Annotated in this window: 24 protein-coding genes and 1 pseudogene; 16 read left to right on the forward strand and 9 right to left on the reverse strand. The window is 65.0% G+C overall.

What is annotated here, in order from left to right; all coding sequences use genetic code 11:
* Window positions 1-7: 7 nt before the first annotated feature.
* Entirely contained in the window at window positions 8-400 is a 393-nt protein-coding gene (locus tag NCR35_RS15860) for a hypothetical protein (protein ID WP_250535446.1), read from the reverse strand.
* 3 nt (window positions 401-403) lie between these two features.
* On the opposite strand from NCR35_RS15860, the pseudogene NCR35_RS15865 reads away from it, so the two are divergent.
* Window positions 404-754, forward strand: a pseudogene (locus NCR35_RS15865) (protein kinase domain-containing protein); the annotation flags it as partial.
* Between the two features lie 415 nt (window positions 755-1169).
* On the opposite strand, the gene phaP reads toward NCR35_RS15865, so the two are convergent.
* Window positions 1170-1595, reverse strand: coding sequence for a phasin family protein (gene phaP, locus NCR35_RS15870; RefSeq protein ID WP_250535099.1), 426 nt, complete (start codon window positions 1593-1595; stop codon window positions 1170-1172).
* Window positions 1596-1845: 250 nt separating this feature from the next.
* Between phaP and NCR35_RS15875 the strand changes: the two genes are divergently transcribed.
* A complete protein-coding gene (locus NCR35_RS15875; RefSeq protein ID WP_250535100.1) occupies window positions 1846-2037 on the forward strand; it encodes a DUF2964 family protein in 192 nt (63 codons plus the stop codon).
* 29 nt (window positions 2038-2066) lie between these two features.
* Here NCR35_RS15875 and NCR35_RS15880 read toward each other — a convergent pair whose 3' ends face one another.
* The 5 genes from NCR35_RS15880 to NCR35_RS15900 form a co-directional block, all read right to left on the reverse strand.
* Window positions 2067-2441 (reverse strand): DUF3564 family protein, encoded by a 375-nt coding sequence (locus tag NCR35_RS15880; protein WP_250535101.1) that lies wholly within the window; start codon window positions 2439-2441, stop codon window positions 2067-2069.
* A 338-nt stretch (window positions 2442-2779) separates the two neighbouring features.
* Window positions 2780-3463 carry a Crp/Fnr family transcriptional regulator gene (locus NCR35_RS15885; RefSeq protein WP_250535102.1) on the reverse strand — a complete coding sequence of 228 codons (684 nt, stop codon included), beginning with the start codon at window positions 3461-3463 and terminating at the stop codon, window positions 2780-2782.
* 62 nt (window positions 3464-3525) lie between these two features.
* Window positions 3526-4857, reverse strand: a complete 1332-nt coding sequence (locus tag NCR35_RS15890; protein ID WP_250535103.1) for an ATP-binding protein — start codon at window positions 4855-4857, stop codon at window positions 3526-3528.
* Window positions 4854-5567, reverse strand: coding sequence for a response regulator (locus NCR35_RS15895; protein WP_244849314.1), 714 nt, complete (start codon window positions 5565-5567; stop codon window positions 4854-4856). Before NCR35_RS15895 ends, NCR35_RS15890 begins: the two co-directional genes overlap by 4 nt.
* 13 nt (window positions 5568-5580) lie before the next feature.
* Entirely contained in the window at window positions 5581-5880 is a 300-nt protein-coding gene (locus tag NCR35_RS15900) for an EF-hand domain-containing protein (RefSeq protein WP_250535447.1), read from the reverse strand.
* Window positions 5881-6132: 252 nt separating this feature from the next.
* On the opposite strand from NCR35_RS15900, the gene NCR35_RS15905 reads away from it, so the two are divergent.
* The 10 genes from NCR35_RS15905 to NCR35_RS15950 all read left to right on the forward strand — a co-directional run bounded on the left by NCR35_RS15905 (window position 6133) and on the right by NCR35_RS15950 (window position 15061).
* Complete coding sequence (locus NCR35_RS15905) at window positions 6133-6447, forward strand: hypothetical protein (RefSeq protein ID WP_250535104.1); 315 nt, start codon at window positions 6133-6135, stop codon at window positions 6445-6447.
* 169 nt (window positions 6448-6616) lie between these two features.
* Window positions 6617-6898, forward strand: coding sequence for a DUF3303 domain-containing protein (locus NCR35_RS15910; RefSeq protein ID WP_250535105.1), 282 nt, complete (start codon window positions 6617-6619; stop codon window positions 6896-6898).
* A 45-nt stretch (window positions 6899-6943) separates the two neighbouring features.
* On the forward strand, window positions 6944-7780 hold the full coding sequence (locus NCR35_RS15915; protein WP_250535106.1) for a 3-oxoadipate:acetyl-CoA acetyltransferase: 837 nt from the start codon (window positions 6944-6946) through the stop codon (window positions 7778-7780).
* A 149-nt stretch (window positions 7781-7929) separates the two neighbouring features.
* On the forward strand, window positions 7930-8622 hold the full coding sequence (locus NCR35_RS15920) for a FadR/GntR family transcriptional regulator (RefSeq protein WP_250535107.1): 693 nt from the start codon (window positions 7930-7932) through the stop codon (window positions 8620-8622).
* 135 nt (window positions 8623-8757) lie between these two features.
* The gene (locus NCR35_RS15925; protein ID WP_250535108.1) at window positions 8758-9693 is read left to right on the forward strand and encodes a dihydrodipicolinate synthase family protein; all 936 of its coding nucleotides are present in this window, start codon (window positions 8758-8760) and stop codon (window positions 9691-9693) included.
* Between the two features lie 340 nt (window positions 9694-10033).
* Window positions 10034-11206, forward strand: coding sequence for an ABC transporter substrate-binding protein (locus NCR35_RS15930; protein WP_250535109.1), 1173 nt, complete (start codon window positions 10034-10036; stop codon window positions 11204-11206).
* Window positions 11207-11281: 75 nt separating this feature from the next.
* Window positions 11282-12358, forward strand: coding sequence for an ABC transporter ATP-binding protein (locus tag NCR35_RS15935; protein WP_250500640.1), 1077 nt, complete (start codon window positions 11282-11284; stop codon window positions 12356-12358).
* Window positions 12355-13218, forward strand: coding sequence for an ABC transporter permease (locus NCR35_RS15940; protein ID WP_244849307.1), 864 nt, complete (start codon window positions 12355-12357; stop codon window positions 13216-13218). The genes NCR35_RS15935 and NCR35_RS15940 overlap by 4 nt, the downstream gene beginning before the upstream one ends.
* A 68-nt stretch (window positions 13219-13286) precedes the next feature.
* A complete protein-coding gene (locus tag NCR35_RS15945) occupies window positions 13287-14126 on the forward strand; it encodes an ABC transporter permease (protein WP_502801693.1) in 840 nt (279 codons plus the stop codon).
* A complete protein-coding gene (locus NCR35_RS15950) occupies window positions 14123-15061 on the forward strand; it encodes an aldose epimerase family protein (protein ID WP_250535111.1) in 939 nt (312 codons plus the stop codon). The genes NCR35_RS15945 and NCR35_RS15950 overlap by 4 nt, the downstream gene beginning before the upstream one ends.
* Here the strand turns inward: NCR35_RS15950 and NCR35_RS15955 are convergent.
* The gene (locus tag NCR35_RS15955) at window positions 15039-15491 is read right to left on the reverse strand and encodes a response regulator (protein ID WP_250535112.1); all 453 of its coding nucleotides are present in this window, start codon (window positions 15489-15491) and stop codon (window positions 15039-15041) included. The genes NCR35_RS15950 and NCR35_RS15955 overlap by 23 nt on opposite strands.
* A 178-nt stretch (window positions 15492-15669) precedes the next feature.
* Here NCR35_RS15955 and NCR35_RS15960 point away from each other — a divergent pair, with 178 nt between their 5' ends.
* Window positions 15670-16365, forward strand: coding sequence for a response regulator (locus tag NCR35_RS15960; RefSeq protein ID WP_244849301.1), 696 nt, complete (start codon window positions 15670-15672; stop codon window positions 16363-16365).
* A 136-nt stretch (window positions 16366-16501) separates the two neighbouring features.
* Window positions 16502-17044: a hypothetical protein gene (locus tag NCR35_RS15965; protein WP_250535113.1), complete on the forward strand. Its 543-nt coding sequence runs from the start codon at window positions 16502-16504 to the stop codon at window positions 17042-17044.
* Window positions 17045-17057: 13 nt separating this feature from the next.
* Here the strand turns inward: NCR35_RS15965 and NCR35_RS15970 are convergent, their stop codons facing one another.
* Window positions 17058-17384, reverse strand: coding sequence for a hypothetical protein (locus NCR35_RS15970; RefSeq protein ID WP_248323243.1), 327 nt, complete (start codon window positions 17382-17384; stop codon window positions 17058-17060).
* A gap of 320 nt (window positions 17385-17704) precedes the next feature.
* On the opposite strand from NCR35_RS15970, the gene mprF reads away from it, so the two are divergent.
* Together mprF and NCR35_RS15980 are read left to right on the forward strand one after the other, a co-directional pair.
* Entirely contained in the window at window positions 17705-20302 is a 2598-nt protein-coding gene (gene mprF / locus NCR35_RS15975; RefSeq protein ID WP_250535114.1) for a bifunctional lysylphosphatidylglycerol flippase/synthetase MprF, read from the forward strand.
* Window positions 20299-21588, forward strand: coding sequence for a virulence factor family protein (locus NCR35_RS15980; RefSeq protein ID WP_250535115.1), 1290 nt, complete (start codon window positions 20299-20301; stop codon window positions 21586-21588). Before mprF ends, NCR35_RS15980 begins: the two co-directional genes overlap by 4 nt.
* Window positions 21589-21639 lie beyond the last annotated feature (51 nt).

Raw genomic sequence — 21639 nt, forward strand, 5'->3', positions numbered from 1 at the left:
CTCCGAATCACTCCGATACCAGCTTGTGAACGAACGGTCCCGGCTGCTGCACGGGCACGTCTTTCATGGGGACGCCGGGGTAATCGACCACGCGCTGCGGGTCTGCATGCAGAATGCGAAACGATGAACGCATGCGCTCGCGCGAGCCACCGGCGATGCTGGCCATCGCTTGCCGGTCCAGCTCGACGCTGTCGGCGAGGTCACTGATCTTGATGACAGCGCTTGATGACAGCGAAGGCGAGCCCGGCACCGCGTTCGAGCCCGCCGTGACGAAAACGAGAACGCGCGCGGCGCCGGACTTTCCGTCGCCGTTGCCGCCGCGCGTGACCACCACGCCGGGCGCGGGCAGCGACCCGAGCGGCGCGACATCGGGCCAGGCGACGCAAGTGCTCGCGGACACGGACAAGTGAGGGGCGTCGGGGACACGCTCAATAATCGCTTCCCGCTCGAAGAGTGCCTCGGCATAGGCGGGATGGGCACCTCTATAAGGCGCTCGATCTGCGCAAGCTGGAGGCATCGGGCAGGCGGACGTATGTCGCCATCAAGGTGCTGAATCTGCAGTTTCGCGGCAACCCGAAGTCGCTGATCGCGCTGCAACGCGAAGCCCGCAAGGCCCAGCAGCTCGCGCACCGCAATATCGTCATGGTGTACGACTTCGACCGCGACAGCGCCATCGTCTATCTCAGGATGGAGTACCAGTCCGGTCAGCTGCTGTCTAGGATGCTTCGGACGACGAACTATAAGCGCATGCCGTTTTCGCAAGTCTCCAAACCGGCAATTGGGCCGGCCCGCGTCCGTGCATACGCGGTCCAACCAGACGCGGCTCACCGAAGGCGATCCACTGATCGTCGAGCTGATCACCCCCGGCTTCGATTCGTACGTGAATGTGATTTACTTCATGCTCGACGGCAGCGTCGTGCATCTGCTGCGAACGCGCATGCTCGCGACAACCAGGCGCCGCCCGGCTATACCGCGACGCTCGGCAGCATGGGCGAACTCACGGTCGCGCCCCCGCGCCGCTCTTCGACGCCCCGCGCCCCGACAGCGCGGCGAAGCCCGAGTATCTGCGCGCCATCGACAAGCGGCTCGCCGCGCTCGCGGCCCGTTACGGTCGCGAGCGCGTGGCCGTCGATATCGTTCAGATCACGACGCAGCCGAAGAAGTGAGCGTCAGCTTTGCGGCTTCTCGACCGCGGCCTTGAGTTCCTGCAACGCTTCCTCCATGCGCTGGCTCACGAGCGCATAGGCTTCGGCCTGCGTCTGCTGCGTGGTCCGCGCAATGTCCTGCATGTCGGCGAGCGCGTTGTGCAGCGCGCGCTGCACGACCTCGTTAGCGTTGAACGGCGGCTTTCCCGACGACGACGCGATCTGTTTCGCGATGGACTCCAGATCGCCCAGCGTGCGGCGCAGAATTTCGAGCTGCTTGTCGCGCAACGCCTCGATACCGCCGAACGCGACGCGATTGGTCGCCGCGAGCGCCTCGACGTCCTTGCGCCGCGATTCCATGATGGCGGTGACGTCGAACCCAGGTAGCTGGTACTGCTGGAACATGGCGGCAAACTGGCTGAACGGATCGCTGAATTTTGATTGATTCATCTTGCCTCCCAGGTTCATTCGGACAAGCGCGGGCGCGATTCAATGACCGTCGCCTTCACGCGGCAGTGCGCCGTTTGCCGCCGTTTTACACGAGCGGCCGGCTCCTGATACTACCAATATACGTGTCCGAAATGGGGCAAGGGAAAACACCAGATCGCGCAACGGACGACTTGATTCAGGTCAAATGCGGCTCGGCGCAAACGACCATCATAAGAATGAAGAAGCCGCACGAGGCGGCGTGGAGAAAACGATGGTCAAAGCCGAAGCGCGCATCGTCGCGGCGGCGATCGCGGTTTTCGTGGCGCTCGCGGGCATCATGGTCGCGTTGCACGGCCTTGTCTTCGACAGGCAGGCCGTGCTCGGTTACGGCGCGCTCGCCGTTCTTATCGGCGTCACGTCGTTCGCGGTCCTCTTGATGCCGATGCCCGAAGACCACGCCTGACGCTTGTACTGGACGGCGCGCGCGCCGAGTCAGAAATATTCGTCGTCTGCGAATACGCTGTGCTCGGCCTTGATCTGCGCGCGATCGACGCACTGCACATGCCAGCGGCCGACGCGCGGGTTCGGCGCGCCCTCGGCAAGCCACAGCACGCGCCCAGCGACGCCTTCGGGCGGGCCGCCGGGCGCTTCCACATCGAGTTCTTCCAGCTTGCACACGGGCTGCTGCGCATGCGGATGGCAGATCAGCGTGCCGTCCGCCGCGGAACCGAGCCCGCCCCAGTCCGGCACATCCACCGACTGATGGCCTTCGCGCGACCAGCGGCGGGTTTCCTTGTCGAGCCACAAGATGGCGTAGGCGGCGGGTGGCGCGCCCTCGAAACCATCGAGCTTGACGGTAATACGCATGACATCCTCCATGAAACGAGTTTCGACGGGACGGACGCTGACTGCGTTAGCGGCGTGTTGTGGGTTGCGTCGCTGGAGCTTCGAATCCGGTTCGACTATGCGCGAGACGTTGGGTTCACGAGCGATGAAAAGGAAAAGCAAGTCCGGTGCCGATGTCGTGACATATCGCGCGCATGCTTCAAGCATAGTCCTGGCCGTTGACGCTTTGACGACAACCGTCATCATCGCGTCGATATGGCTTGCAAACGAGCGCCAGACGAGTGCGCCGTGCACCACTGCGTCCGGTTTGCGCCCGGGATCGGGCTTTCGCGAAAGATAGACGGCAGAACGAACGATCGTCAGACGTGTGCGAGCCGCGCCCGGTCGACAATATGCAAACGCCGCCCGGTGAGTTCGATGGCGCGCTCTCGTTGCAGCTTCGACAACGCGCGGCTCACTGTTTCCAGTTCCAGTCCGAGATGGCTCGCTATATCGGCGCGCGTCATGGGCAACAGCATGTCGGCGCGATCGTCCGGAGCGAGCCGTGACGATAAATCGAGCAAAAATGCGCCGACGCGTTGGCGCGCGGGCAACGTGCCGAGCATCACCGCGAGCCGTGCGGCGCGCACGATCTCCACGCTCATGATGGCGAGCAGTGCGTGCTGCATTCGCGCATATTCGCGGCACAGCGGTTCGAGAATGCCGACCGGCATGATGCGCACGACGCTGTCTTCCAGCGCGACAGCATCGCTCTGATGACAGCCGGTGCAAATGCCATCGAGCCCGAGCGTTTCGTCTGCCAGATGAAAAGCCGTGACGTGTGTGCGCGGGGCGGTGTCGTCGGCGGCGGGCAGGTAGACGGCGACACTCTTGAAGCTGCCGGACTGCACCGTATAGAGGCTCCGAAGCGGCTCGGCGGCGCAGTAGAGCGCATCGCCGCGAACGACGGAACGAGTCGGAAACGCGATGCCGTCGGTGTCGTCGAAGTGAACGTGCAGGTCGGCGGGCCGACGCGCGTTGTCGGAATCGGTGGCGGTGGCCATGCCCGTTCTCCTGCAAGTTCCACGCTTCCAGTATGGTCTACGCCGCGCGCAACGGAAATGCATCAATTGGCAACGGCATTCGCCAGCGGCAAGACGATCCGCGCCTGTGCGCCGCCGCCTTCGCGTGGACGCAGTTCGAGCGTGCCGCCGTGCAGCCGCGCGATGCGCTCCACAATGGCGAGCCCGAGGCCCGTGCCCTTCGGCTGGCCTTCGCCGCCGCCGCGCTTGAAAGGCTGCTTGAGCGACTCCGCGTCGTGCGCGCCGAGTCCCTTGCCGCGATCCTCGATGACGATGCAGACGCTGCGTCTTTCTTCGTCCATCCATGTGCGCACGCCGAGCCCGACGACGCCATACAGCACGGCGTTTTGCATCAGATTCATCAGCATGCGCATCATGCCGATGGGGCGAAACGCGAACGGCGGTATGTCCCCGAGCGACAGCGCGAACTCGTGGCCGAGGCCCGCGAAGTCCGCCGCGAGATTGGCGACCAGCGCATTGATGTCGCCGACCACCGGCGATTCTTTCGCGCCGCTGCCCGCGTAGTCCATGAACTGCTGGAGGATCGTGTCGATCTGGTCGAGATAGCCTTCCGCCGATGCCGCGAACGATGCGTCCACCGACGGCACCGAGGACATCGCCATGGCGAGGCGCAGCTTGGTCATCGGCGTGCGGATGTCGTGCGAGATGCCGGCGAGCATCAGCGCGCGCGTGGCTTCGGCTTCGGCGAGCGCCGCTGTCATGCGATTGAACGCGGCGCTCACTTGCGCGATCTCGGTCGGGCCGTCGGTCGGCAACACGCCCGGCTCGCCGCCTGCGGACAAGCGCCGCGCGGCATCGGCGAGATCGGCGAGCGGGCGGTTCAGGTGGCGTTGGATCGCGTACGCCGTCGCGATGGCGAGCGTGCCGAGCCCGAGCGACAGCAAGAGCGTCGTGGTCAGCCCGTCGTCATGCGCGGCTTCCGGCACGGGAAGCGCGATCCAGCGCGGCTCGCCTGCGAGATGCACGCGAATCCACAAGCGCTGCTGCGCATCGGCGGAAGTCTCGGCGCTTTGCCAGCGCACGAGTATGTCAGCGGGCAGATGACGACGCAGGCTTGCGACGAACGTATCGCGCTGATACGTCCGATAAAAGCGCAGCCACGAGCGCGGCGGCTCCGTGTTCGCGCTCGAAGGCAAATCCGCGCGGGCGTCGAGACGCGTCGTGCCGGCCGGCGTGTCGCGCAGCACCGTATCGAGCGTCTCGATGTAACTGGCGAACGTCGCGGCGGCGCGCTCGATGCGCGGCGTCTGGATGAAGTGCAGGAGCACGGCGAGCGCGCAGACCTGACTCACCGCGACCAGCGCGACGAGCAGCAGCACGTTGCGCGCGAAAAGCGAGCGCGGCGCGAGGCTCACGGCTCGATATCCGCGAGCAGCATGTAGCCTACGCCCCACACCGTCTTGATGAAGCGCGGCTTGGCCGGGTCGTCTTCGATCAGTTGACGCAGGCGCAGCACCTGCACGTCGATGCTGCGGTCGAGCGCGTCGTGCTCGCGGCCGCGCGTTCGAGCGATGAGATTATCGCGGCTCACCGCGCGATTCGGCGACGATCCGAGCGCGTTGAGCAACTGCATCTGCGCCGAGTGCATTTCGAACGGCTCGCCGCCGCGAAACAGGCGTTGCTTGCCGAGATCCAGCCGGAAGTCGCCGAAGCGAATGACTTGCGTCGTCAGCGTCGGATCGCCTGCTGCGATTTTCTGCCGGCGCAGCAGCGCGCGCACGCGGGCGACGAGTTCTTGCGGCAGGAACGGCTTGGCCAGATAGTCGTCCGCGCCGGTTTCGAGCCCAACCACTTTGTCGACCGGATCGCCCTTCGCGGTGAGCATGAGGATGGGCAGCGTATGGCCTTCGGCGCGCAAGCGGCGGCACACGGACAGGCCGTCTTCCGGTTCCATCATCCAGTCGAGCACGAGCAGGTCGTACGGTTCGCGCTGAAGATAACGGTCGAGGCGCTTACCGTTTTCCACGACGCGCACAGCGAAGCCTTGCGACGTGAGAAACCGCTGAAGCATGTTGCGCAGTTCGGCTTCGTCATCGAGCACGATGATCTTCGGCGCGGTTTCCATGAGATGGCCCCGGTCAGCGTTGCGCGGCGTGCTCGCGCATGAAGGCTTCGATCTGCGGCAGCGTCACGTAGCCGTTTTTCTGCGTGTCGATCTCATCGAAATGCTTCGCGACCATCGGCATGCCGGTGGATGCCTGATCGCGCGTGAGCTTGCCGTCGTGCGTGACGTTCGCTTGCGCGAAGCGCGTTTGCAGCATCTGCATGCCGCGTTCGACGCGCGGCGAGACGCCCATCGGCTGCGTCGCGGTCTGTGCGAACGCGGGAGCGGAAAGAAGGGCGAGGCATGTGGCCAATGAGGCAATTGAAGCGGCAATCTTCTGCACGACGTTCTCCTTGTCGAGATGCAAAGCGAAGTAATCGGTGACAGAGATTTTTATTGAGGCGCGTATCGAAGGCAATGACAGCGGCGCTACGAATCATGTCGAGATATGTCGTGGTCCGCACTCATGCACCGCGCCGACATGCGGCGACACAAACTGCCGCTAACGCTTTCGTTTCTCCTTTGGCTATCGTTGATCGGGTCGCGCCTTCAGCGATTCAACTCATCGATACGAAAGGACATCACGATGAACATCCGTCTGCTCAGTCTTTCCGCCGCCGCCGCTTTTACGTTGACCTGCACGCAGAGCGCGTCGGCGGGAACGGCCGTTCAGGTCTCCTATGTCGCGCCCGCCGTGGTCTATGCGCCGCCGCCGCGTCCGGTCTACTACTACGCGCCGCCCGCGCCGCCGTACTACTATGTGCCCGCACGCACGGTCGTCGCCGTGCCCGCCATGCCCGTCATGCCGCCGGTTGCAGTGATCGCGCCGCCGCCTCCGCCGCCCGTGCGCGTCATGTATGCCCAGCCGGTCATGGCCGCGCCGATGGTCGTCGTGCGTTGACCGCGATGCACTGAGCATAGTGCATTTCCCCGGCGCCATGCGACCACGCGGACGCGGGACCGATGCTTGCGCGTAGCGTGCGATGACGCATCCACGGCTTCTATACTGAATAGACCACGTCGGCGCATTATGTTCGTCGCGTGGCAATCGTCAGAAGGAGGGCCGAGCCATGTTGTTCATCGTCAGTTGGACCGCGCTGCCCGAAGTCCGCGAGCGGGCAGCGGAGCGGTTTCTTCAGAACGCTGGCGCGCCGCCGGACGGCGTCCGATTGCTCGGGCGCTGGCACGGCATCGGGTCGATACGCGGCTTCGGCGTGGCAGAGAGCGACGACATAGAACCGGTCGCGCGATGGGCGTACGAATGGTCCGATCTGTTCACGCTCGACATCATGCCTGCGCAGACGGACGAACAGCTCGGCAAGCTGCTCGCCGACGCGGCCGGGCGGCGCTAGACGTTTTCGCGGCGAAATCGGGGATACCCCGGACAGGAGACAAGCGTGACGCAAGCCATTACCAACGAACCGTGCATCATTTCCGTCGCCATTACGGGGTCGGTGCCGCGCAAGAAGGACAACCCGGCGGTCCCTATCACGATTGCCGAGCAGATCGAAAGCACCCACGAGGCGTACGAAGCCGGCGCGACGCTCGTGCATCTGCATGTGCGCGACGAAGAGGAGCGGTCGAGTTCGGACCGGCATCGCTTCGAAGAACTGCAGGACGGCATCCGCAAGCATTGTCGGGACATCATCATTCAGTTCTCGACGGGCGGCCGCGGACGATCGTTCGAGCAGCGCGGCGCGATGCTGGACCTGAAGCCGGACATGGCGTCGCTCGCCACCGGTTCCGTGAACTTTCCGACGATCGTGTACGAGAACCCGCCCGACTTCGTGCGCTCGCTCGCGCAACTCATGCTCGATCACAACGTGAAGCCTGAGATCGAAGTCTTCGATCTGGCGATGCTGTACAGCACAGTCGATCTGGTCAATCAAGGCTTGCTCAAGAGGCCGGTTCACGTGCAGTTCGTGCTCGGCGTGAAAAACGCATTGCCGGCGCGGCGCGAGATCCTCGAATTCGAAGTCGAGCAATTGAAGAAGCATTTGCCCGACGCAACGTGGGTGGCGGCGGGCATCGGTCGGCATCAACTCGAAGTGAATCACTGGACGCTACAGATGGGCGGCCACTGCCGTACTGGTCTCGAAGACAACGTCCGCTGGGACAAAGACACGCTCGCGAAAAGCAACGCGCAACTGGTGAGCCGCGTGGCGTCGTTGTGCGCTGAGTACGGGCGTCCGGTGGCGAGCGCGAAGGAGGCGCGCCGGCTGCTTTCGCTCTAAAGGCTCGCGCTTAGACGACTTGCAGATACGGCAGGCACCCACGAGTGTCGGGTGCCTCGCCCGGTTCAATGCCAACGACGCGGTAGCCAATTGCCGGAAAATCTGCCTTACAATCGTCGTCTGCCCTGACAAGCCTGTCCAGCGTGAACATGAACGAGCGTAAGTCGCCCGGCTTGGCCGACCGCATCTACAGCGACATTCTCAACAGCATTATCGAAGGCGAGTTCAAGGAAGGCGACCGGCTCATGACCGAGCACGCGCTCGCGGACCGCTTCGCTACTTCGCGGCCGACTGTGCGCGAGGCGCTGGCGCGTCTGCGCGCAGACGGCATCATCGTGACGCGGCGCGGCTCGGGCACGACCGTCGGCCGCCGCCCCGATCCTGACGTGCGGCGCTTTGCGCCGCTGGAAACGCTCTCCGACATTCGCCGCTGCTATGAATTTCGCATCGTCACGGAGGCGGGCGCGGCGGAACTCGCGGCGCAGAAAGCCGATGACGACGATCTGCGCGCCATCGAGCAAGCGTGGAATCAACTGGAGCGCGTGGTGGAAGCGCAGCAGGGCATCGGCGCGAGCGATGACTTCGCGTTTCATCTCGCGGTGGCCCGCGCATCCAAGAACCAGTTCTTCATCAGCGCGATTTCGTTCATCGAAGAGCAGGTCGTCTTCAGCATGAATCTTTCGCGCAACCTGTCGCTGGTGAAGACACTCGAACGGCAGCGGCTCGTGCAGCGCGAACACCGGGATATTCTCGATGCCATTCGCGCGCGTGACCCCGTGCGCGCCGGTCAAGCGATGAGGACGCATCTGGCGGGCGCGCTGGAGCGCATGTTCGGCAACTAGATGTCATACGACTCTAGCAGTCGCATCCGGGGAAACGCTGATTAACGGCCCTTACCGCCGGAAGTTGTTTGACAACTTCATACCGCCTTGCTAGCTTCTACGCACGGTCAGCCCATGCCATGCGAGGCGTCACTCATGAAAGTCGAACCCATCACGGTCAGCGAATTCTCCCAAAGCGTCATGGCAGTACCGCCCCTTGCGCGGCGAGCCGACTATACGCTCGACGAAGCGCAGAACCGCGCGCTGGTGGCCCACATCGAAGCCGGCGGCGTGCGCACTCTGCTGTATGGCGGCAACGCCAACCTCTATCACGTCGCAGTGAGCGAATATCGTGAGCTTCTCGACATGCTCGACCAAATCGCCGGGCCGCAAACGCGCGTGATCCCGGCGATAGGCCCCGATTACGGAAAGATGCTCGATCAGGCGCGCATTCTGGCGCAGACCGACTACCGCACCGCGATGGTCCTGCCGCTCGCGGGATTCACCACGCCGCAGGGCGTCGCAACTGGCCTCAGACGGCTCACGGATATCGCCGGCATGCCGTTCACGCTCTATATCAAGAGCGAGGACTACATCGACGTCGATACCCTTGCGGCGCTCGTCGCCGACGGCACGCTGCTCGCCGTCAAATACGCGATCGTGCGTCCCGACCCGTCCGACGATCCGTTCCTGCGGCGGCTTCTCGACAGCGTGCCGGCGTCGCAAGTGATATCCGGCATGGGCGAGCGGCCCGCGCTGGTCCACACGCGCGACTTCGGCCTCGCCGCCTGGACGACCGGCTCGGGTTGCATCGCCCCGCACGCCGTGATGGCGCTGCTGCGCGCCGCGAAGTCCGGAGAAACGAATGAAGCGCAGCGTCTCTACGACCGCTTTCTTCCGCTCGAAACACTGCGCGACGACATCTCGCTGATTCGCGTGCTTCACGATGCCGTCACGCTGTCAGGCATCGCGGACATGGGTCCGATTCTGCCGCTTCTTTCCGCAACGCCCGAACATGCTCTGCCCGCCGTCGAGCGCGAAGCGCGGGCTCTCCTGGCATTCGACCGCACCCTCGCAGGAAACGCGGGGTAAAAGAAGTAAAACAAGCGGGGTAACGGCGCGCTTCGGGTATATCCCGACAGCCGGCCGCAACGCCGCGCCACAACGCGTAAAACTCCCTTTCTACGCTGCAAGGAAACAGAAAAAGCCGCCGCGGATTTGCTTGACATACGATGATTCGGTTGGCTATTTTGCAGCTTCGTGAGCTAATAACGACGCGAGGGCGCCACCGACAGACCAAGAGACAGCGCACCGAGCACGACCAGAACGAAGCACGAACAGGCCGGCGATCGAATTCATCGACAGAATCGACAGAATCGACAAGCGACCGGACCTCGTCCCAATAGCGGTTGCGAGAGAGTGAGGAGACAACATGGTTTTCAAGGCAGGACTGTCAGTGAAACTGGCGGCGCTGTGCGTCGCCGTGAGCGCGGCGTGCGCGACGAGCGCGGCGCAGGCGGCGGACGCGGTGGCGATCAATATCGTCGACGTCGCGGGCAATCTTCAACTGACGCAGAAGGGCTTCGAAGCGTTCAAGGCGAAGTACCCGGATCTCGTGTCCAGCATCACGTTCACCAACGCGCCCGCGCCGCAACTGCCGGGCAAGATCAAGGCGATGCAGGCGGCAGGCCGCTCGGACATCGACCTCGTCGTGACCGGCACCGATGCGCTCGCCGCCGGCATCCAGCAGGGCCTGTGGGAAAAGCTGCTGCCCGAGCACGCCGCCGTGTTCCCCGGCGTGCTGGACAAGTACGCGCCCGGTCCGCGCAAGATGCAGGACATCGCGCAGGGCTACGGTCTGGAAGTGACGTACATGCCCGCCGGCCCGCTGCTCGAATACAACCCGGCCAAGGTCAGCGATCCGCCGAAGACGCCGGATCAGCTGCTCGCGTGGTGCAAGGCGCATCCGAACAAGCTGATCTACGCGCGTCCGGCCAATTCCGGTCCGGGGCGCACGTTCCTGATGGGCCTGCCCTACGTGCTCGGCGACAAAAATCCGATGGACCCGGTCAATGGCTGGGACAAGACCTGGGCGTTCCTGAAGCAGCTGAACGACTGCATTCCTTACTACCCGGGCGGCACGTCGGCCGTGATGAAGGAACTGGGCGAAGGCACGCGTGACATGACCGTCAGCGTGACCGGCTGGGACATCAATCCGCGCGCGCTCGGCATCGTGCCGGCCGAATTCAAGGTGCAGGCGTTCGACAACATGACGTGGGTGAACGACGCCCACTACATGGTCATTCCGAAGGGCGTGCCGAAAGAAAAGCTCGACGTGCTCTACAAGCTGATGAACTTCATGCTGGAGCCCGCGCAACAGGCGCTGACTTACGACGACGGCTATTTCTATCCCGGCCCGGCAGTCAAGGACGTGCCGCTGTCCGCCGCGCCCGCGAAGAGCCAGGAAGTGATTCAGAAGTTCGGCCGCCCCGAGTACGCGAAGCTGCTGGCTGACAGGCCGCACGTCGTGCCGCTGAATGCGCAGGCGATGGTCGCCGCGTTCCAGAAATGGGATCGCGAAATAGGCGCGCAGAAGACGAAGTAAGCACATCGCACTCGCAGGGCTTTGGGCGGCGGCGCTCCTTCGGGTGCGTCGCCGCTCGCGCAACGGGAAATCGCCATGAAGCACACTTTTGAACAGTTGCGCCTCGACTCGGTCTCGCGCAGCTTCACCAACGCGCAGGGGCACCAGCTCGCCGCGCTCAAGGGCCTCGATCTCAACATTCAGCGCGGCGAGTTCATCGCGCTGCTCGGGCCGTCCGGCTGCGGCAAATCCACCGCGTTGAACTGCATCGCCGGATTGCAGCCGCTGACGGGCGGCGGCATCTGGCTCGACGACAAGCGCATCGACGTCCTGCCGCCCGAGAAGCGCGGCTTCGGCATGGTGTTTCAGAACTACGCGCTCTTTCCGCATATGTCGGTGCTCGACAACGTCGGCTTCGGACTGAAGATGCGCGGCGTGTCGAAAGCGGAAGCGGTCAAGCGTGCGAAAGCGGCACTGCAACTCGTGCAGCTCACGGGCCACGATGCAAAGCTCCCCGGCCAGCTTTCGGGCGGCCAGCAACAGCGCGTGGCGATTGCGCGGGCCATTGTCATCGAGCCGCCGCTCGTGTTGATGGACGAGCCGCTCTCGAATCTCGACACGAAGCTGCGCATCGAAATGCGCGCCGAAATCCGCCGCATTCACGGCAAGCTGGAGCGCGCGACCATCTACGTGACGCACGATCAGGACGAAGCGCTCTCGATGGCGGATCGCATCGTCGTGATGAAGGAGGGCGTCGTGCAGCAAGTCGCGCCGCCGAAGGAAGTCTATTCGCGGCCGAAGAACCTGCATGTCGCGCGCTTCATGGGCTTTCGCAATGTCGCGCCGTTCACGCTCGAAGGCACGCAGGGCGACACGGTCGCCGTGAACGCGAACGGCGTGCGTCTCTTCGGCACGCCGATGGAAGGCTTCGACAGCAAGAACGTGAGCGTCGCGTTGCGGCCGGAAGACATGGAACGCGCCGCGCCCGGCGACCAGAACGCGTTCGACGCGCATGTCGAGACCGTCGAGTACGGCGGCCGCGATTCGCTGATTCGCGTGAATACGGCATTCGGCAAGCTGTGGGCCCGCATTGCGGGCGAATGCGCGGAAGGCGAGCGCATCGTGCTGCGCGTGTCGCCCGCGAAGGCGCTCGTGTACGGAGAAGAAAAATGATCGCGCTGCCCGCGCAGCGCGACCCGAAGGGCTGGCTCGTCGCGCCGGCGCTCGTCTTCATCATCGCGCTGTTCATCTATCCGTTCGCGTACGGGCTCATGCTGTCGTTCAATCCGATGAACGGCGGCGGCGCCTGGGCGAACTACGTGTCGTTTTTCACCGATACGTCGATGTGGCCGACGATCATCGTCACGCTGAAGCTCGCCGTGCCCGCGACGATCATCAACGTCGGCGTTTCGGTGCCGGTCGCGTTTGCGTTGCGGCGTTCGTCGCCGTATCAGAAGTTCGTGACCACGCTGCTCGTCATTCCGGTGACGCTCGGCACCGTGCTGATCGCCGACGGCATGCTCACGTACTTCAGCCCGAACGGCTGGTTCCCGCAGGCAGTTCAGGCACTGCATCTCTATGGCGACGAAGTGCGGCTCACGCATAACTACTGGGGCGTGCTGATATCGCTGATCGTGTCGGGCTTTCCGTTCGCGTTCCTGCTGACGCTTTCGTACGTGACGGGCATCGACCCGACGCTCGCGCGCGCCGCCGCCACGCTCGGCGCGAGTCCGTGGCAGCAGTTTCGGCAGATCTATCTGCCGCTTTTGCTGCCCGGTCTCACGATGACCGCCTGCCTTTCGTTCGTGCAGGCGTTCTCGGTGTTTCCGTCGGCGGTGCTGCTCGGCGCGCCCGCGGGCCCTACGCGCGTGATCTCGATTGCCGCGTCCGAAGCTGCGTTCGAAAGCTACGACTATTCGCTCGCATCGACGATCGCGATCGTGATGGGCTTCGTGCAATTGCTGGTCGTGGGCGGCATGCTCGGCGCGCGCCGCTTCTTTTACACCGGCCCGGTGAGCGGAGGGAAGGGATAATGGCAACCGACAACCGCGCGGCGCCCGCCTGGCAGGCCCCCGCGCCGACTCAACGCTCCGGCAAGAACATGAAACAGCAAGCGAGCCTGCGCGACCGCGTGTGGAAGGCGTTCGTCTGGGTCACGATGGGCTTCTTCCTGCTCAACGTGCTGCTTCTCATCGCGACGGTCGCGGTGAACTCCGTCGCGACGCGCTGGTTCGGCACGCTGCTGCCGCAGGGCTTCACGCTGCACTGGTACGCGCAGGCTTGGAGCGACTTCCAGTTGTCGAGCGTGCTGCTCGTCACGCTCGAAGTGGTGGGCGCGGTGGTGCTGCTGTCCATCGTGCTCGGCGTGCCGGCGGCGTATGCGCTCGCGCGCGTGCAGTTTCCCGGCAAGCGCTTTGCGATGCTCGTGTTTCTGCTGCCGCTGATGGTCCCGCCCGTGACCTACGGCATCCCGATGGCGACGGTCATGTACAAGTTCCATCTCGCGGGTACGTTGACCGGCGTGATTCTCGCGAATCTGGTGCCTGCGTTGCCGTTCGTGATTCTGGTGATGACGCCGTTCATCGAGCAGATCGATCCGAATCTGGAATCCGCCGCGCGCATTTTCGGCGCGAACACCGTGCGCTATTTCCGCTACGTGCTGTTGCCGCTGCTGGTGCCGGGCATGCTCGCGGCGGGGCTGCTGGTGCTGGTGCGGACCATCGGCATGTTCGAGCTGACGTTCTTCACGGCCGGGCCGACGACCCAGACGCTCGTCGTCGCGCTGTACTACGCGGTGTTTTCGACGGGCGTGCGCGCGCCGCAATCCATCGACGCGATGGCGATGATCTACATGACCATCACGCTCGTCTGGGTGTTGATCGCGCTGCAATTCGTGAGTCCGACGCAGCTGGTCTCGCGCGTGAAGGAACAGCGGCAGTGACGTCTTCCAAGCCGATGCCGATGCGACCAGTCGTCGAGTTGCCCGCCGAGCCGCGCCTTCGCGTGGTGAACGGCCCGCATGTGATCGAGGTGGCGCCGGCCGCTGGCGGGCGCATCACGCGCTTCACGACGCACGACGAAGCGGGCGCGCACGACTGGCTCGTGCCGATAACGGCGTCGAGCTGGCCGTGCGACGCGTGGCCGAAGGGCGGCAGCTATCCGCTCGTGCCGTTCTCGAACCGCGTGCGGAATGCGCAATTTCCCGCGCCCGGCGGCGAGCGCGTGATGCTTACGACGTTCCCCGGCATGGCGCACGCGCTGCATGGCTTCGGCCAGTACGCGGCATGGCGCGTCGCGCGTCACGATGCCGATTGCATCGAACTGCGTTACACGCATCGCGAGGGCGAGCACGGCTGGCCGTGGACGTTCGAGGCGATCCAGACCATCGAGGCGACCGCGGAAGGCGCGCGACTGTCGATGCGCGTCATCAACCGCTCGCCACGTCCGATGCCGGCGGGCTTCGGTTTTCATCCGTATTTCGCGGCGCTCGAAGCCGAACTCGATGCCGCGACGCTCTGGCGTCACGAAGCCGAGATCGCGCTTGGACCGTCGGACGAGCATCCGCCGCGCCGTCACGTGAAAGAGTCGAGCGGATATACGCGGTATCTGAGCGGCTGGGACGGCCGCGCGACGCTTGTCTATGCCGATGGCCGCACGCTCACGCTCGAAGCGGACGGCGCGCTGAGGCATGTGGTCGTGCATTGCCCGGCAGGCGGCGGGTATCTGTGCGTGGAGCCGGTGTCGCATGTCAGCGACGGCTTCAATCTCGACGCGCACGGGTTTGGCGGTACGGGCGTCGTCGTGATTGCGCCGGGAAGCGAAGTCGGCGCATCGCTCGCCATGAGGCCGCCGCTCACCGCGCAAGCGGCGCGGTGAAGAACGCATCGACCAGATCGACGATGCGCCAGGTCGAACACGGACGCCTGCAATGCGCGTCGAAACCGGCGTCCTTCAACTGCTGCACCGGATCGGCGGGCCACACGTTGCTCATCGCTACGAGCAAACGCCCCGTCACGTCCGCGTCCATGCGCAGCGTGCGAATGAAGACATAGCCGGAATCGCTGTCCAAGGACGTATCGAGCACGAGCGCCTGCGGCTGCCAGCTATGCAGCAGCGCGCGCACCGACGCCAGATCCTGCGAGTGGATGACCTGCAAGCCCTTCAGCCGAAGCTGCACCGCGAGCGACTCCGCGATGGACTTGTCCTTGTGCGCAATCAGCACGCGCCGCGCGGAGTCGCCCGGCCGCGCGCGCTTGATGCGCCACAGGGCGAATTCGCTTTCGTTGTCGGATGAGCGGGGTGGCATCGCGTTCTCCTCGTCTTGACGAATGCGTCGAGTGTCGGCCGGCCGCGCGCCGCCCGACACCCGGCGGCGGCGGGGAACGGCGAAGATTTTGGGAGACCGCCGAATGTATCCCTTCGAATGGAGGGGTTCGATCGGCGACAGGCGCGCGTAATATCGGAAGCGTTCTCGGGGACTCGCAATGGAAAACGGCTATTTCAAAACAGTATTGCTGGTAGAGGACGAAGGGCTCACGCGCAGCGCGATGAAAACGCTGATCCTCGCGAACGAGCCCTTGCTCGAGATCGACGAAGCCGACGGATTCGAGCAGGCGAAAGCGAAGCTCTCGGCGAATTCGTACGATCTGATGTTTCTCGACTATCACTTGCGCGGCCCGGCCACCGGCATGGACCTGCTCAACTGGATACGCGAGGAGGAGCGCGAGGTTCAGACCATCATGCTGTCCGCTCAGGACGACCGCGATACCGTGCTCGAATGCATTCGAAACGGCGCGTGCGGTTTCATCTCGAAGGGCAGCGAGCAGGGCGCGAGCGTGTTTCGCGAAGCCCTGAAGACCATTCTCAACGGGCGCGTCTATCTGCCCAACACGGTGCTCGGCAAGGGCGGCCATAGCCCGAAGCCGGTCTCGACGCATGCGGGCGTCACCATCGAATCGCTCGATCTTCCGCCGCGCCTGACGGAAACGCTGCGCTATCTGCTGCAAGGGCTGTCGAACAAGGCCATCGCGCGCAAGATGAATATCAGCGAAAACACGGCCAAGGAATATTCGAGCGACCTGCTCGCGCGCTTTCATGTCACGCGCCGAACCTTCCTGATCGTGGAAATGGCGCGGCGGGGCATCGAAATGCCGATGGGCAACACGTCGTCGGCGTCCTGAGCCGTTCTTCGCGGCACGGCGGCGTCGCGCGCACGCCGCGTCCCCTTTTCTCAAAACTCCGAGGATTGGCACCGGAATGGTAAGGTAGAGCCCGGTTTATTTTGAGATGGGAAACGCGCAGGTGAACAGCAGGTCGATGACTTACGGAACGAAAGGCGTCAGCGCGGCATTCGCGCTGGCAACGGCGGTCGCGCTCGCTGCATGCGCGCCGCTTCCGGATCAGCAGAAAAGCGCGGACGCGGCCGCGGCTGCATCGGCGGCGCAAGCCGCGCAGGCGGCTTCCGCAGCGGCAGCGGCGAAGGCCGCCGCGCAGCCTTCGGGGCCGACGGAACAGCGCATCGTGATCGGCGCGGCGAACGGGTATCGCGTGACCGTCAAGACGACGCCGCCCGCGCAGGTTTGCGACAGCGCCGCCTTCGCGGACGGCGTGCGCTACGGCTATGCGCTGACGTGGAACCGGCTCGTCGGCGAGGCGGTGCGCGAGAACGGCGCCAAGGCGCTCAAGAGCAAGCTCGGCAAGTTCGACCCGTCCGCTATCCACTCGCAAGACGAGCAGTACAAGATCCAGTGGGACGGCAAGGAGCGCACCAACGCGTGCGCGTCCGACGGCTATCTGATCGGGCGCATCGTCGGCACGCATCTCGCCAGCGTCGACATGCGCAACGGCAAGCCGTCGTAATACGCGGCGCGCTTCAGTCGCAGGCGTGCGCCGCCGTGACGTAGCGGCTGCCCGCCGCGCTGTCGCCGTAGATCGTGTAGCCGGTGCCGTACGCCGCCGGCTGCGCGACCACCAAAATGGCCGATGAGCCGCCCTGTCCCGGAACCGATACCGCCAGCGAATCGGGGCCGAGGCCATATTCCCGCACGCGCGGCGCGATGGGCGTCCATCGCGCCTTGACGCACTTCGTGAAATCCAACGTCGCGAGCGTCGACGCGCCCGAGCCGATCGGCACAGTTTTCAGCAGCGCGTCGTCGGTGCTGACGCAGCCGTTGAGCGCCAGCGCGAAACAGACTGCCAACGTGCTTGTGACACTTTTTCTCATATTTCCGATGCCTTTGGTGGTGTTATCCGCTTAGTCTTCTCGCCGATGATGCACGGCGCGCTCGTATTGAAGCAGCCTTCGCTCCCGGCGCTTTCCCGAATATCGGTCAAGTTGGGTCAACCGTGGCCGTTATACAGGCGTTTCTTACGCGCAAACCGTTTTGTATGGCGAGCCGCAGGCGAATACCGACGCGGCGCGCCCACTGTGCATCATGCGCCGCCCCCGATAACAACGATTTGCGCCTCTGTCCGGCAGTGTCACCGCCGGATCGCGGCGCGAGCAAGTCCAGAAAACGCATGTCTCGCAGAAAGTCGTTCACCTCGCTTCGCGCCATTCGCACGCTCGGACGCACTTGTGTCGCGCGTCTCGATCTCCAACGGTTCGCCGCGCCCGCGCTCACGGTTCTCGTGTGCGCGCTGCTCCTCGTCGTGTTCCAGCATTTATCGCATACGGTCGATTACAAGTCCGTCGTGCGCTCGCTGCGGCTGCTCTCGCTGCAAGCGTGGGGCGCGGCGCTGTTCGCCACTGCCCTCAGCTTCGCTGCGCTCGTCGGCCGCGATGCCGTCGGATTGCGGCACATCGGCGTTGCCGTGCCGCGTTCGCTGCTGTGGGTCGGCGCGACGGTCGGCTCGGCGCTCGGCAACGTCACGGGCTTCGGCGCGCTGACGGGCGGGGCGGTGCGCTGCCGCGTCTACGGCGCGGCGGAAGTGACGCCCGCGCAGGTCGGCCGGCTGTCGATCTTCACGGGCGTCACGCTCGCGCTTTCGCTCGCGTTCATGGCTGCGCTCGGCATGCTGTGCTCGGCGGGCACGGTGGCGAACATGCTGCATCTTTCGCCCGCGATACTGCGCGTGCTCGGTGCGGCGCTGCTCGCGGTGTTCGTCGCGATGCTCTTCTTCTGCGGCAGCGAGCAGCGCACGCTGCGTTCGCGCTGGACGTGGCTCGCGTTCACGGTGCCGACGCGCCGCGACTTCATCGCGCAAACGGCGCTCGCCGTCGTCGACGTGCTCGGCGCAGGACTCGCGCTCTGGGCGATGCTGCCGGGCGCGCACGTCGGCTTCGGCGAATTCATGACGGTGTTCTCGACGGCCATGCTGCTCGGCATGATCGGCCATACGCCGGGCGGCGTCGGCGTGTTCGAGGCGGCGATGGTCTTCGCGCTCGGCGGCAATGTCGCGACGCCGGACGTGCTCGCCGCGCTCCTCGCTTATCGCGCGATTTATTTCGGCCTGCCGCTCATTCTCTCTGCCGCCGTGATGGCCGCGTTCGAAGGCCGCGCGCTGAAAGGCCGCTTCTCGTTCCTGCATCCGCGCCGCGTGTCGTCGCTCGCGCCGTTGTTCCTCGCGATCGTCGCGTTCGCGGCCGGGTCGATGCTCGTCATCTCCGGCGCGACGCCTGCGTTCAAGATGCGCATCGCGCTCTTGCAGACCGTCATTCCGCTGTGGGTGCTGGAAAGCTCGCAACTGCTCGGCAGCGTGATGGGCGTCATGCTGCTTTTCGTCGCGCGCGGCCTCATGCGCCGGCTCGACGCCGCGTGGTGGGTCGCGCTGATTCTCGCGGTCGCGAACTTCGCGCTGTCGCTGGCGAAGGGCCTGGCATTCATCGAAGCGGGCGTTCTCGCGTTCCTCATCGCGCTGCTCGTCTTGACGCGCGAGCGCTTCAATCGCCGGGCGTCGCTGTTCGCCGAGCGATTCACGGCGACGTGGCTCGTTTCGGTCGGCATGGTGATGGCGGTCGCGGTGTGGATCATGTTCTTCGCCTTCCGCGACGTGCCGTACAACACGGACCTCTGGTGGCAATTCGCGTTCGACGAGCGCGCGCCGCGTGCGCTGCGCGCGACGCTCGCGGCGGGCGTGTTCGCGTGCGCGTTCGCCGTCTGGCAGTTGCTGCGCCCGGCGGCGGGCCGCTTCGAGATGCCCGCGCCGCAGGATCTCGCCGATGCAGCGCGCATTTTCCGCGCGCAGGAGCGCAGCGACGCCGGCCTCGCGATGATGGGCGACAAGAGCTTTCTGTTCTCCGAGTCGCGCGAGGCGTTTCTGATGTACGCGAAGCATGGCCGCACGTGGGCCGCGCTGCACGATCCGGTCGGCCCGCGCAGCGAGTGGGCGGGGCTGATCCGCCGTTTCGTGGAACTCGCGCATTCGCACAACGGCCGCGCCGCGTTTTATCAGGTGCGCGCGGACGCGCTGCCGCTCTATCTCGACGCCGGTCTCACGCTGATGAAGCTCGGCGAGGAAGCGCACGTCGCGCTGTCCGAGTTCGATCTGAAAGGATCGCACCGCGCGCATTTGCGCTATGCGTTGAAGCGCGGCGAACGCGACGGCTTCGACACGGAACTGATCGGCCCCGACCGCATCGCGGAAAGCATGCCGATGCTGCGCGAGATTTCCGACGACTGGCTCGAAAGCCGCTCGGCGCGTGAGAAGAGCTTCTCGGTGGCGGCGTTCAACGAGGAATATCTCGCCGCGCAGTCTGTGCTGCTCGTGCGTCAGCAGGGCGTGCCGGTGGCGTTCGTCACGTTCATGACGACGGACCTCAACACCGAAGCGACCGTCGGCGTGATGCGTCATGTGGCGGAAGCCTCGTCGTATGCGATGGAGTACCTCTTCACCAAGCTCGCGCTGCACCTGAAAGAGGCGGGGTTCAAATCGCTGTCGCTCGGCATCGCGCCGTTGTCCGGCATGGAGCCGACGCCGCTTGCATCGCACTGGCATCGGCTGGCGGGGCTCGTATGGCGCTTCGGCGGACGCTTCTACAACTTCCGCGGCCTGCGCGGATTCAAGAGCAAGTTTCAGCCGCACTGGGAGCCGCGTTATCTCGCGGCGTCCGGTTCGGTCAGCGTGTTTTTCACTTTGGCGGACCTCTCGTTGCTGGCGGGAGGCTGGCGTTCATGAACAAGTTTGGCAAGAAACTGACGGCGCTCGCGGCGGCCGCCGTCTGCGGCGTCTCGCTGATCGGCGCGGCGCACGCGAACACCGTTTCGGGCGGCCGCTACGGACAGGTCACGGTGACGAAACCGACTGGCGCGATGACGGGCTTCGTCGTGCTGTTGTCGGAGAAAAGCGGCTGGAGCGAGTCGGACCAGCAAGCCGCTGATGCGCTCGCGGCCAAGGGCGCGATGGTCGTCGGCGTCGATACGCCGCGCTACGCCGCGCGCCTTGCCGCCGAGAAGAAGGAGACGTGCCACAACCTCGTCGGCGATGCGGAGGACATGAGCCACCAGCTCCAGCGCACGGTGGAGACGAGCCGCTATTTCTCGCCGATTTTCGCCGGTGCGGGCCAGGGCGCGACCGTCGCGGAACACGCGCTCGGCCAGGCGCCGGACAACACGGTGGCGGGCGCGGTGTCGCTCGCGCCGGAGGCCACGCTCGACGCGCGCTTCAAGCCGTGTCCGCCCGACCCGACCATCGTCCACATGAAGGGATTGCCGGGCTTCATGGAACGCGCCGCGTGGCAGCCCGGCCGCACGAAGGCCGACGCCCTCGTCGCAATGACCGCGCCGCATCTCATCAAACCCGAAGCGCCCGCTGCGAACGACGTGTCCGATCTGCCGCTCATCGAACTGCGCGCGTCGCAGCCGACAGACCTGCTCGCGATCGTCATTTCCGGCGACGGCGGCTGGCGCGACCTCGACAAGACGATGGCGCTCGCGCTTCAGCGCGACGGCGTGTCGGTGATTGGCATCGATTCGCTGCGCTATTTCTGGAGCGAGAAGTCGCCGCAGCGCACGGCAGCGGATATCGCTCGCGTGGTGCGCACCTACAGCGCGCGCTGGCATACGAGCCACGTGGCGCTCGTCGGCTACTCGTTCGGCGCGGACGTGATGCCGTTCGCGTACAACCGTCTGCCCGACGACGTGCGGCGTCAGGTCTCGTATATCTCGTTGATGGGCTTCGCGCCCGAGGCCGATTTCCAGATTCGCGTGACCGGCTGGCTCGGCATGAAGGCGAGCGACAAGGCGCTCAAGGTGAAGCCGGAACTCGCGCAACTGCCGCCCGCGATGGTCCAGTGCATTTACGGCGAAAAAGAAGACGATACGCTGTGCCCGGCGCTGACGAAGACGGGCATCGACGTGGTGAAGCTGCCGGGCGATCATCACTTCGGCGGCGACTACGACGCGCTCGCGCGGCGCATTCTGGCCGGCTGGCGCAAGCAGATCGCGGCGAAGCAAGCGGCGTAAAGCTGCGGCTAGGGCCGGCTCCTTTGAGCCGGCCGTTTCGCTGATCGCTCA

Origin of the sequence: Caballeronia sp. AZ10_KS36 (genome assembly GCF_023631105.1) — a bacterium.
Taxonomy (GTDB): Bacteria; Pseudomonadota; Gammaproteobacteria; order Burkholderiales; family Burkholderiaceae; genus Caballeronia.